At 66.1% G+C, this 11958-nt stretch carries 11 protein-coding genes, 2 tRNA genes and 1 pseudogene; 11 read left to right on the top strand and 3 right to left on the bottom strand.

Annotated elements, in window-relative coordinates; translation table 11 throughout:
- Positions 1–350: 350 nt before the first annotated feature.
- Positions 351–929 (bottom strand): hypothetical protein, encoded by a 579-nt coding sequence (locus ABZX10_RS22625; protein ID WP_355545532.1) that lies wholly within the window; start codon positions 927–929, stop codon positions 351–353.
- A 228-nt stretch (positions 930–1157) separates the two neighbouring features.
- Positions 1158–1231, bottom strand: a tRNA-Ile gene (locus ABZX10_RS22620).
- 186 nt (positions 1232–1417) lie between these two features.
- On the opposite strand from ABZX10_RS22620, the gene ABZX10_RS22615 reads away from it, so the two are divergent.
- From ABZX10_RS22615 to ABZX10_RS22580, 8 genes and pseudogenes are all read left to right on the top strand, one after another.
- A complete protein-coding gene (locus ABZX10_RS22615) occupies positions 1418–1615 on the top strand; it encodes a hypothetical protein (protein WP_355545529.1) in 198 nt (65 codons plus the stop codon).
- Between the two features lie 31 nt (positions 1616–1646).
- A complete protein-coding gene (locus ABZX10_RS22610) occupies positions 1647–2471 on the top strand; it encodes an adenylate/guanylate cyclase domain-containing protein (protein WP_355545526.1) in 825 nt (274 codons plus the stop codon).
- Positions 2472–2617: 146 nt separating this feature from the next.
- Positions 2618–4234, top strand: coding sequence for a hypothetical protein (locus ABZX10_RS22605; RefSeq protein ID WP_355545523.1), 1617 nt, complete (start codon positions 2618–2620; stop codon positions 4232–4234).
- 254 nt (positions 4235–4488) lie between these two features.
- Positions 4489–4561: transfer RNA gene (locus tag ABZX10_RS22600), tRNA-Asn, on the top strand.
- Between the two features lie 493 nt (positions 4562–5054).
- The gene (locus ABZX10_RS22595; RefSeq protein ID WP_355545520.1) at positions 5055–5345 is read left to right on the top strand and encodes a ribbon-helix-helix protein, CopG family; all 291 of its coding nucleotides are present in this window, start codon (positions 5055–5057) and stop codon (positions 5343–5345) included.
- A 164-nt stretch (positions 5346–5509) separates the two neighbouring features.
- Positions 5510–5749 (top strand): annotated as a pseudogene (locus ABZX10_RS22590) (pyridoxamine 5'-phosphate oxidase family protein); the annotation flags it as partial.
- A 95-nt stretch (positions 5750–5844) separates the two neighbouring features.
- A complete protein-coding gene (locus ABZX10_RS22585) occupies positions 5845–6054 on the top strand; it encodes a hypothetical protein (protein WP_355545535.1) in 210 nt (69 codons plus the stop codon).
- Positions 6055–6143: 89 nt separating this feature from the next.
- Positions 6144–6491: a hypothetical protein gene (locus ABZX10_RS22580; RefSeq protein WP_355545517.1), complete on the top strand. Its 348-nt coding sequence runs from the start codon at positions 6144–6146 to the stop codon at positions 6489–6491.
- 144 nt (positions 6492–6635) lie between these two features.
- Here ABZX10_RS22580 and ABZX10_RS22575 read toward each other — a convergent pair whose 3' ends face one another.
- The gene (locus ABZX10_RS22575; protein ID WP_355545514.1) at positions 6636–8753 is read right to left on the bottom strand and encodes a hypothetical protein; all 2118 of its coding nucleotides are present in this window, start codon (positions 8751–8753) and stop codon (positions 6636–6638) included.
- A 207-nt stretch (positions 8754–8960) separates the two neighbouring features.
- Here ABZX10_RS22575 and ABZX10_RS22570 point away from each other — a divergent pair, with 207 nt between their 5' ends.
- The 3 genes from ABZX10_RS22570 to ABZX10_RS22560 all read left to right on the top strand — a co-directional run bounded on the left by ABZX10_RS22570 (position 8961) and on the right by ABZX10_RS22560 (position 11667).
- Positions 8961–9782, top strand: a complete 822-nt coding sequence (locus ABZX10_RS22570; RefSeq protein ID WP_355545511.1) for a serine hydrolase domain-containing protein — start codon at positions 8961–8963, stop codon at positions 9780–9782.
- Positions 9783–9920: 138 nt separating this feature from the next.
- Complete coding sequence (locus ABZX10_RS22565) at positions 9921–10436, top strand: DUF3145 domain-containing protein (RefSeq protein WP_355545508.1); 516 nt, start codon at positions 9921–9923, stop codon at positions 10434–10436.
- 310 nt (positions 10437–10746) lie between these two features.
- Positions 10747–11667 (top strand): hypothetical protein, encoded by a 921-nt coding sequence (locus tag ABZX10_RS22560; protein WP_355545505.1) that lies wholly within the window; start codon positions 10747–10749, stop codon positions 11665–11667.
- Positions 11668–11958 lie beyond the last annotated feature (291 nt).

Here is an 11958-nt window from a genome sequence, read left to right as displayed (position 1 = left end):
GATCGGCCTCGGAAATCAGAACGGGTTCAGCTCGCACCCCTCCAGTCTCCCACGACACCCATCGGCAACAGACTTTCAACACGAGCCACTAGTGGTTGGTGCAGGTTGACTGAACCATGGAGAATAGATGCCCAGGCAACACAAATCGCCAGCCGTAAGGTCGTGGAGGGCTACAGGTCGCCCGGGTGCCTGCTGTCGAACGGTACTGTGGCGCGGCAGGCGGACACCGACGCGAGCGGTGCAGTTCGGTGCGTTGCGCGTCACTTCTGGCGCGTCGTTGAAAACTTGTTCGGGAGGTCGGCATGTGGCACTTCATTTGTGTGCGGGTGGTCGCGAGGAAGTGGTGGTTGCTAGCTATTGTGCTTCGCTATTAGTTTCGCGAAATCTGCGAACGCAACTGCTAGCGGTACTGTCAAGTGAGAGCTGACGATATCGTCGGTCCCCATTTTTGCTGCGTAAGCCTCTCCGCTTACGGGATCGACCTCGAAGCCATACCCGGAAGCGCTTTCCAACGAAAGATCGAGATATCCAGTGATTACGACACTGTACTTGTTCTTGTAGTCTCGACGCGACACCGCTTGGTCGTAGTCTACAAATAGGTGCCCTTCGAACGCGGTGTGCCGATAGGATCTCCCGCGAACGAAACGGCCGTCTGTGTGAATTCTTGTACTTCCGGTCTCGTTGAGAAAGTATGCAGGGTCCGTTGCTCGGGAGGTTTGAAATCCGAGCACTTTCCTACCTGGGACGGATAACGCGCGCGGACGACTTCCTTGCTTCGTGAGGTAGTCGAACATCTGCTGTGTTAGCTCCTCAACCTCAGCGCGTGCGGTCGCGAGCCCTCGTTGACGAGCGTTGATCGCGGCATCCATCCGCATGCTCTCGCCGTGAGCGCGTGAGTCTTGCTGCCTCATCGCTTCGTTGAAGTCCATGGGGGAAGTATGCCCGACCTGCTGCGCGCACTATGTCATCTGTTCCGATAAAAAGGTCAGTCGCGCTTGACTAGCACAATATCTTATGCAAAGTAAATCGTCGGTCTACTACGCAAGGGGGCTAGCCAAACGGAGGTGCGACCGGCGCGAGGTCGGAGTGGTGCTGGGTGGACGTCGGTGGCGGGCCGATAGACCAGGTCTGCATGCCTCCGGCCTGCGGCGATGCGGTGGGGCGAGTGGGGCTCGAACCCACGACCTACGGATTATGAGTCCGCGGCTCTAACCGACTGAGCTATCGCCCCCGACGCGCGGGCGGGGCCCGCAGCGGCTCGATAGTACCCGCGCACCGTCGAACCCGATCCCGGCGGACGGGTGCCGGGGCGGGCAACGGCGCACCGTCGGGCTGCGGGCTCGGCGCGTCGTGCGCCGTTTCGATCCAGAACGGAGGAACTCGTTCTAACGTGTGATGCGGATCACCCGAAACGGACATGGGGGTACGAGTGCTCGACCACTACGACGTGCGCAGCGGCTACTTCAACCTGGGAATCCGGCCGCCGGCGGGTCGCCGGGCGAGCCTCGGGATCTGGCGAGCCGTGAAGGCGCTGCTCAACTCCGCCGCCGAGCTCGACGTCTACGTGTGCGCGGCGCGTTACGGCGCGCGGCGTGAGGGCTGGGCATCGTCGTAGGTTCCCGGACCGGACGGCTACGCTCGATCGCATGGTCGACGACGCTCTCGCGCTGCCCGACGATGCAGCCGGGCCCGAGCCCCGCAAGGGGCGGAAGATGCTGGCCAAGGGGGCCGCAGCGGCGCATGCCGCGAACCGCAGCAAGGTGATGACGGGGCTGGTCCGTGCCGCCCGGGAGAACATGCCCGGCGGCCCCAAGAAGGAACTGTTCCAGCCTGACGCGGAGTCGACGGAGCGGCTGTCGAAGCTCGTGGACCGGATCGTCGGCGATGAGCCGACGGTCACCCGCGAACTCGGCACCCTCGCGACGGCCACCTGGCAGGCGATGATCAGCCGGCGCGACCGCGACTACCTGCCGCCGAAGCCGATCACCATCCTGTTCACCGACCTCGTGGCGTTCTCGACGTGGGCGCTGGAACGCTCGGACGACGACATCGTGCGGCTGCTGCACGCGGTCAACAAGACGACCAGGGAGATCGTCGAGCGGCACGGCGGCGTCATCGTCAAGACCATGGGCGACGGTGCTCTGGCCGCCTTCGACGGCGACACGGCGATCGAGGCCGCGTACGAGGTGATCGAGGCCGTCGGCATGATCGACCTCGCCGAGGGCTACCGCCCGACGCTGCGCGCCGGCCTGCACACGGGCACGCCGCGGCGGGTCAAGGGCGACCTCATCGGCGTGGACGTGAACATCGCCGCCCGGGTCGCGGAGGCGGCGAACGGGGGAGAGGTGCTCGCGTCCGAGACGGTGTTCTCGATCGCCGAAAAAGATCGCTACCAGGTGCGACCCCGCCGGTTCAAGGCCAAGGGCGCGCCGCAGAAGCTGCAGGTCTTCTCTGTGCGCCCGCTGTACTGAACCTCCGGGACAACCCTGAACATCTCGAAATACTTCCCTCGGGCTGTAACGATCCATGGCAAGGTCCCTATAAGGCGTGTGACGTCAGTCCTAGAGTCCAGCGGCGGCCTTCGTGCCCCGTCTCTAAACCCAAGGATGGGAACCACATGAATACGAAGAAGATCGGTGCCGCGTCGTTCGCCGTCGTGGCCGTGGCGGGCCTCCTCGCCGGGTGTGGCAAGTCGACCGAGGGCGACAGCCCCGTCGCTTTTATGCCCGTGACGGGCGACCAGTTCACCGCGAACCCCGGCGCCTTCCAGACGGACGGTGTGGCCGTTCCGCCCAAGGGCGTCACGATGGTCGGCAACGCGGTCGCCGCGCAGGCCGTCGCCAACTCGGGTCTGCCGCAGGGCACGATCACCTCGACCAGCAACAACACCACGGTCTACTACCCCGAGGCGCCCAAGATCCCGGGCCTCCGCGTCGCGCCGCAGCCCGCGCCCCCGGCCCCGATGGTGCGCCCGGCGAACTACAAGCCGTGGAACTACACCCGCGACGAGATCGCGATCTACCAGCAGATCTGTGAGACCGGCTCGTGGAAGCAGACCTCCACCACTCCGGGTGGCAGCGTCAGCACCGAGGTCCAGACCCAGACCTGCTACACCCTGTACGGCCGTCAGCTCGGCGTGAAGCCGTGGCACCCGGGCCAGCCGCGCCCGTGGGAGAAGCCCAGCTACCCGAAGCCGTGGTTCGAGGCCGACTTCCACGTCGACGTGCCCGTGTTCTGGGTCTACCCCAAGAACTGGACCCAGCCGAAGCCGCAGCCGATCATCTCCGTGTCCATCGGCATCAACCTGGGCAACAACCCGTATCGCCACGTGAACCCGAAGTACAACGATCCGTACTACCCCGTGTGGGCGGTCACCCCGGGTCGCGTCGTCGATGCCCGTGGCCAGGACCGGATCACCGCTCCGATCTACACCTCCACGACCACGACGTCGACCACCACGACCACCACCGTGTCGGCGCCCGTCGCCCCCGGCGTCGTGCTGCAGCCGCTGCCGACCTCGGCGAAGGTGGAGCCCGTGCTCGCGGTCCCCGGTGCCAAGGTGACCGGCAACGTCAACCTCGACGCCAGCGTCGTCGCGCCGCTGCCCGTCGCCCTGCAGGGTGCGACCATCCAGGCCGGCACCACCGCGTCGCTGAACGAGGCGATCGGTACGTCGGTCCAGGCGACCGTCGCGAAGCCCAGCTCGGACAACGCCAACCGCGTCGAGGTCCAGGGCGGCGCGGGCGCGACCGTCAACGGCGGCGCCGGTAACGGCACCGTCACCGGTGGTGCGGGCGCCAACGTGACCGGCGGTGCCGGTGCGGGCAATGGCACCGTCTCCGGTGGTGCGGGCGGCAACGTGACCGGCGGTGCCGGTGCGGGCAATGGCACCGTGACCGGTGGTGCGGGTGCGACGGTGACCGGCGGTGCCGGTGCCACCACGACCACCACCAAGCCGGCGGAGCGTCCGGCTGCGCCGACGCAGGCGCAGACCACGACGCAGGCCCCGCAGACGACGGCGACGCAGCAGACGCAGACCCAGGCTCCTGAGACCACGCAGCAGACGACTCAGGCGCCGGTCACGACGACGACTGCGGCCGTGACCCCGCAGGCCGCCACCCGCACGCAGGCGACCCAGAAGCCTGCCGTGAGCGCCGGTGTCAACGCTGGTGCCGAGGCGACCGTTTGCACGCCGGCTCAGGCCAAGGCGGGCACCTGCTCGGCCGGTTCCTAACAGGTAGATCGCATGACTCCCTCGGGGAGGCCCTCGGAGCGCTGTAGCGCCCCGGAGGCCTCCCCGAGGGCGTTGTGGGGTCCAGGCCGTCCGGCGGATCGGTCACCTTCTCCAGCCCGACGGTGCCGCCCTTGCGTCAGGCGTGTGGGAACGGTGTTGGGCCGGCCCTCGGATGGGCATGGGTAGGGCTCTGACCAGGCGATTGGCATCCTTGCGCGCACATGCGCTAGAGTCTCTTCTCGGTCAAAGTTCATTCCCCCATAGCTCAATTGGCAGAGCATTCGACTGTTAATCGAAGGGTTACTGGTTCGAGTCCAGTTGGGGGAGCAAGGAAGCCCGCAGGCGACTGCGGGTTTTTCTGTATCTGGAGTCGCTCGGGACCTTGGGGTGCCCGAGGTGAGCATGAATCAGGTCATCTCAACGAGGTGTCGACTCGGCTCATAAATCGTATTACAATTAATGCGAGAGGATCGAGATCAACCCCTACGCGCTGCAGCACTCGATCACACCGGACGAGATCCGAGCCGTGGTCTCGTCGCCGTTTGCACGGTACAAGGTTGAGAGCCCGACCAGTCCGGACAAGGTACTGATCCGGACCATCGGGCGCATCGGCAACGAGCCGTGGATCGAGACCCTCGGAGAGGAGTTCGATGGTGGCGAGTTGCTCCACGTCTTCCACTCGATGGTCCTCCGGTACAGGGTCTCGACGGAGGCGTACCGATCTACCGGTGGAGCCTTCGACGAGATCGAAGACGCGCCCCAGCCCCCCCATGATCGGGCCCCAGTACACACCCGAGACCACACCACCCGAGGAGGGGAAATGAGCACCCGAAGGACCACGCAGGACGAGTACGCCGCCATCATCGAAGAAGACGCCCGTGGCGAACTGCGCCCAGTCCCCGGGACCGCCGAGGTGTCTGAGGACTACCTCGAGGTCAAGCGTGGGCGACCAGCAGCGGGAACGAAGCGCGAGGAACTGGTGACCCGTACCTTCAAAGTCTCGAAGAAGATGGACGACGACATCGCGGTCAAGAGCAAGTACCTCGGCAAGGACAAGAGCTACGTGATCCGCGCAGCAGTGTCCGAGTACCTCGATCGGCACAAGCACTGATGCCTGCGAAGATGAGGCACCCCGGGTCTGATTCCGCTTCCGTGTGAGTGAGGAAGCGCCACCGCGTTGCTCGGCACGGGTGTGTGCTGGTCGTCGGCGATTCCCCCGCCGACCGGGCTCGAAATCCGCTGTGCGCTGAACGCCGGCGACGCGATACTGGACCGATGGCGACCCAGTACGACCACATCTCCGAGCGATTGCAGGCGTTCATCGAGGAGCAGCACATGTTCTTCGTCGCGACCGCCGCGCCCGACGGCCGGGTCAACGTCTCCCCGAAGGGCCTCGACTCGCTGCGAGTCGTCGGCCCCAACCGCGTGGTCTGGCTCAACGGCACCGGCAGCGGCAACGAGACGGCCGCGCACCTGCTGCGGAACCCGCGGATCACGCTGATGTTCTGCGCCTTCGAGGGCAAGCCCCTCATCCTGCGCCTGTACGGCACGGCGCGGGCGGTGCACGACGGTGACCCGGCTGGCCCGAGCTCCTCGCCTCCTTCCCGCCGATGCGGGGCGCCCGCAACATCTTCGACGTGGACGTGGACCTCGTGCAGACCTCCTGCGGCTTCGGCGTGCCCCTCTACGAGTACGACGGCCAGCGCACCCTCATGGACTCCTGGGCCGAGAACAAGGGCGACGAGGGACTGGAGCGGTACCAGCGCGAGCGCAACGTCCACAGCATCGACGGATTCCCGACGGGGCTGCCACTCCCGTAGAGGTCGAATGCGCCGGTGCCTGTCATTCGTTCGGATGATCTTGCCCCAAGGTCCGGTCGTACCGGGGTCAGCGAGTTCATCGTGAAGGGATGAACCTGTCAAAGATCTTCGTCTTCGCTCCGGTCGTCGCAGCCTCCGCTGCAATCGCGATCGTGCCCATGGCATCCGCTACGCCGGCCGTCGCGGTCGCTCCCGGCGTGGCGATTCACACGCAGAAGCCCAACGGCGTCTACGTGTACAACAAGAAGCTCCGGATCGGGAGCCACATCACGACCCGTGCCGTTCTCGCCTTCGGCGGAGGCATCGAGGCCGCCAAGGCGCAGAAGTTCGGCGTCATCACCGCGCTCACGCCCACCACGTTCACCGTTCGCTGGTGGGACGGCAAGGTGAGGACGGTCGGCGAGTGGGATGAGACCAAGTACTACGGTCCGATCTGACACCACCGCATCTAGTCCGCAAGGTCGACGGTGCGCTCGTCGTATTTTCCGGCGTCGACGGAGGCATTGGAGCAGGATCGGAGGTCACGCGCTGAGGGCCCGACGGCATGATGCCGTCGGGCCCTCAGCGTGACCGGACTGGACTTACTTGTTGCTGGTGCCGCCGTTGCCCTGGTCGCCGCCGCCGGAGCCGTCGGATTCCTTGCCGCCAGAGGCACCGCTGCCGTCAGCGCCGCCGTTATTGGAACCGGAACCCGTGATCTGGCTGCCGGCGTTGTTGATCCCGTCGGCGATCTTGTCGCCCGTCTTGGTGATCCCGCCGGTGATCCTCTCGGCGATGTCCTTGACCGGGGTACCGGTGCGGTGCCTGCCAGTGTCTGACTGCTGCTGGTCCTGCTGAGCAGGAGCCGGAGTTTGATCGGGGGTGTTGTTGGACTGCGAGGTGTCGCCGCTATCGCCTGCCGGGGGAGTCGCCGCGGGGGTTTCCTCGGGATTCACGACCGGCTTCTGAGTTTCGTTGGCGGGGGTGCTGAACGTCGTGATCGCTGGAGTGGGCTGCTGCGTGGTCTGGGCTGAGCCGCCAGAGCTCTGCGTCGTCGCCGGGATCGCGTCCGCAGCCTTGCCCGATAGGTCCTTGAACTGCTTGGACAGATCGAGTGCGTTCGAGGCCGCTCCGTTGAGGAACGGGCCGTACTGCTCTGTCGCGAGATTGGAAAGAGGCGTCAGGAGAGGCGTGACGAGCCCCGTGTACAGGGGTGTGAGAGCCGTGCCGGCTTGTCCCATGAAGTCCGGCAGACCGAGCAGGCCGGTCACAGTGGTCAACTGGGTCGGTAGTAGGTCAGGGCCCAGCAGATTGAGAACGCTTGCGGGGATGAGGCCGTCGGGGCTTGTCTGGCCCGGTGCCGTTCCGATTTGGAACGATGGAACCAATCCCACACCGAAGAGCGACGGAAGAGTGAAGCCCATCCCGGTTGTACCGAAGTTGTACCCGCCCATCGAGTACACGATCGGAACCGGAAGACCGGGCAGCGTCAGCGCGGTCTGGCCCGAATTGACATTGAATCCATTGGTTCCGAAGTAGCTGAACCGCAGTGTGTTCGCGTACAGCGCCGGAGTGGGCAGCATCGGAATGTTGAACTGCCCGATCGTCGTACCGCCGACGGTGGTCACGCCAGTGGCAGTGGGAAGGACCAGGCCCGGGGTGTTGATGAAACCGGTCTGGAACAGACTCAACGGCGCGCTCAGTCCGAATCCACCAATCGGTAGCGCGACGACCGTGTCACTCGTCGACGCTCCGTCGAGGGGCGGGATCTGGCTGACAATCGGAAGATTCACTGGTCCAAGGGCGAGTGTGGGCATTGCGCCGAACCAGCCCAGGCTGCCTCCCAGCGGGAGGCCGTACGTACCGCCGGCGGACGGCAACCACGCGGTGATCGACGGAGTTGCCAAAGTATTGAGCGGGGCGAGGGTCGTTGAGACGAGGTCGGCTATAGCGCCACCTGCAGGAATCGGTTGACCGAGGACGGTGAGGTTGTCCACGATGCCAGAAACGAGCTTTGCTGCGGTTAGGCTGGGGATCGTTGCAAAAAGGTTGTTGGCGTTCGTCTGGCCGCTCATCCCGAGCCACGAGTAGCTCGACGTGTACCACGTATCAGTGAGTTCGAGTCCTGAGATCAGCTGGTCGAGTGTGGGGATCCCACCAAGCACCGTGCCGACTGGAAGTCCGAGGCTCCCGAGAAGGCCGCCGGGGCCGAGGTCGAGGACGCCAAGTGTGTCGAGTACGCCCTGAACTGTTGATAGTGGGCCCGTGAGAGTGCCGACAGTACCGAGCGCAGATCCGATTCCGGGGACCTGGCTGATTCCCGGAATCGTATTTCCGCTCGGGAGGCCTGGCATGTCCGTTGGAACAGTGGTGGTGGTGAGCACTCTGTTAATCGCGCTCAGAACGCCGGTCAGCGAAGCTAGGTTGTCTTGTCCAGCAGCAGCGGTGAACGTCGGAAGCAGTCCGCCAGGCAGTTGCGATGCGATTGGGTTCCAGGCGTTCCCAGCGGCGCCTCCGAGGTTGCCGGCTCCGAGAAGGAAGTTGTCGTACGCGTGCGAGTAGTCGCTGATGATCTGGGTGTAGTTCGGCGTGACGGTGGCCGCCGCTGCCTGTGCGGGCGCGCCCATCAACCCGACGGCGGCGGTGGCGCCGACTGCGGTCGCGGCGACGGCGGTTCGTTTCGCGGCCAGCTTCGACGCCTTGCGATGCTTCGCACTCATGGTGGGAGGTTCCTCTCGGACGAAATGCAGATGCCGCAATCGTGCATCCGCGCTGAGGATACGACCGTTGTAGTCCTCAACATCCCCGATTGTGCAAAAGCAAATTTGAAGAGTTGGACGTCAAGTGTTCCTCGCTCTGCTATTGACCGAACCTAAGTTCTTGAACCGGCCCACGATAGGGTGGAGGTAACGAGCGAAAGGGAGCGAATGAGCCTCGCGGAGTTGTCCGAATGGCCCGTCGAGAACGCGGCGGGCGCGCTGTTGCGCACCGACCTCGGGCGGACCGTCGAGACCTACGGTGACGCGGACCGACTGTACGAACTGGCTTCTGTCACCAAGCTTCTCGTCGCCTACGGGGTTCTGGTCGCGATCGAGGAGGAGGCCATCGCGCTGCGGCAGGCGGCGGGGCCGGAGGGGAGCACCGTCGAACATCTCCTGGCGCACGCGTCGGGCGTCGCCTTCGATTCTCCCGCCGTGCAGGCGCCGCCCGCGAGCCAACGTATTTACAGCTCGTACGGCTACGAATTGCTGGCGCAGCTGGTCGAGCACGAGACCGGAATACCGTTTCCGGATTACCTCCGCGAGGCGGTGTTCGTGCCACTCGGGATGCGGAACACGGAGCTCGCGGGGCCGGCGGGTCACGGCGCGCGCTCCACCGTGGCCGACCTGACGCGCTTCGCGGCCGAGGTCGCCGCGCCCGGGCTGCTCGATCCCGGCACCGTCGACGGTGCGCTGTCCGTCCACTTCCCGGGCCTGCCGGGCTTCGTGCCCGGCTACGGCAAGTTCACGAACAACACCTGGGGGCTCGGCTTCGAGGTGAAGGGCGACAAGCGGGCGCACTGGACGGGAACCCGGAACTCGCCGCGCACCGTCGGGCACTTCGGACAAGCGGGGACGTACCTGTGGTTCGACCCGGACCTGCAGCTCGCAGCGGTGATCCTCACGGACCGGCCGTTCGGGGCGTGGGCGAAGCCGCTGTGGTCCGAGTTCAACGACCGGCTGATTTCTCAGGAACTTCAAGGCGTGTAACTGGCGCAACACGCGCATCATGGTGCACAATGGCTCCATAACTACATCGATGTGATAAAGCAGCAGCTGGTAGCTCCGCTCGTTCTCGACAGGTGGCTTGGGGAAGACGTCCTCGTCGAAACGAAGAAGGTGGCAACCATGCAGCAGCTGAGTCAGTTTGCAGAGGTGACGACGGGAGTCGTCTGGATTCACGCCGCACCTGCTGCACTGTGCCCGCACGTGGAGTGGGCACTGTCGAGGACCCTCGACGCCCGGGCCACCCTCAAGTGGTCCGCGCAGGAGGCCGTCCCCGGCATGCAGCGCGCCGTCGTCGACTGGGTGGGCCCGGTCGGCAGTGGCGCGCGGATGGCGAACACCCTGAGGGAGTGGAACTCCATCAGGTTCGAGGTCACCGAGGATCCCTCCGAGGGGGTTGACGGTGAGCGGTTCTGTTACGCCCCGGGGCTGGGGCTGTGGCGCGGCACCATGAGCGCGTCCGGCGACACCCTGCTGGGCGAGGCGCAGCTGCGCTCGATGATGCTCGAGCAGGGCCCCGAGGGTATGCAGACTGCCCTCGACTCGCTCCTCGGCACCGCCTGGGACGACGCGCTCGAACCCTTCCGGATGGGCGGCCAGGGCGCCGAGGTCACCTGGCTCTCGCAGGCCGTCAGCTGACGGTCCCCTTCAGACCTGCCTGAAACCCGGCCCGGGCGGGCGAGCGCGGCGCGAACAGCGATGGCGCCCCGCCGGGACCGGGATAACCTGCACCGCATCGACGTGAGCATGTCGACCCGATCTGCCACCATCGGGATACGGCACTCTCCGCGTCAGCCTACGCTCCCCACAGAAATCCCCGCTCGCCCCGCGAATCGCCGAGGTGGGCGGGGATTTCTGTGGGAGCGGAGGAACCTGCGGGTGTGGCCCCGGACATGTCGGACACCCGTGGCATCGTCCTGATACGGGGACACGGAGCCAAGGGGGAAACATGGCCGGGATTCTGACGCGGGCGATTCTCGACGCCCAGGGGCTGTCGGAGCGCGCGCTGGCGAAAGAGCTCACGAAGGGCACACTCCGTCGGATCGGGCAGGGGGCGTACACGCGCACGCCCAAGGGGACACCGTGGGACGAGCACCGTCTCCTCATCGAAGCGGTCGGGGTGCGCGGTAACCCGGTGATCTCTCACCAGAGCGCGGCGATCGTCCACCGCATGGCGACGTACGGGGCGAGCTTGAAACGCGTACACGTGACGATCGACTCCTCGCGCGGCGGCGGGATCAGGGGCGATGTTCACACGCACGCGCGTCCGATCCGCGAGGCCGACGTCGTGGTGATCGACGGTCTGCGCGTCACCTCGCCCGCCCGCACCGCGGTTGATCTGGCGATGGCCGGCGACCACGGGCAGGCGCTGTCGATCGTGGACTCGGCGCGCCTGCGGGTGCGGTTCCCGAAGGCGGACACGCGGCCGCCGGTCACCGTCGAACAGTTGGAGGCCGCGGCCGAGGTGCTCGGCCGGCGCCCGGGGCTGCCCATGTTCCGGCGCGCGATGGCGGAATCAGTGGAGGACAGCGGATCGGCGGGGGAGTCGCGCACGCGGGCGATGCTGCTCGAGTGGGACCTGCCCCTCCCTCAGCTGCAGAAGCACTACCGCCTCGGCGGGCGGAACTACTACGCGGACTTCGCGCTGCCCGGGATGATCGGCGAGTTCGACGGCATGGCCAAGTACGCCGATGATCCCGACCGCAAGCAGTACGAGATTCAGCGAGCCGGCGACTTCCGCAGCGCCGGGATCGCGGTCGTGAACTGGTACTGGGAAGATCTCAAGGACCGGCACAGGATCTTCAAGATCCTCACCAACGAGATGGTCCGCTGCGATGTTCTCAGCCGGGTTCCGGTGTTTCCGGGCTGATCGCTCCCGCAGGAATCCCCGCGCCCCGCAGGAATCTTCGCTCGCTGCGCGAATCCCCGGGGCGAGCGGCGAAACCGGCGGGGACCGGGGAAACCTGCGGGGAGGGGCGGGCGCAGTCGGGCACGCGGCCCATCGTCGGCCGGCCCGACGGTGCCGCCCCGCCCGGCCCGCCCGGCCCGCCCGGCCCGCCCGGCCCGACAGGCACGCGCGACATCACAACATCGGCTCGCTCCCGACCCTGCTCGAGCGCGCCCGGCACAACGAGAAGGCGGAGGTCGAGATCAAGGAGGC

The sequence above is a fragment of the Tsukamurella sp. NPDC003166 genome, assembly GCF_040611135.1.
Taxonomy (GTDB): Bacteria; Actinomycetota; Actinomycetes; order Mycobacteriales; family Mycobacteriaceae; genus Tsukamurella.
The sequence above is the reverse complement of the archived record's forward strand: the minus strand, read 5'-3'. Positions and strand labels throughout refer to the sequence as shown.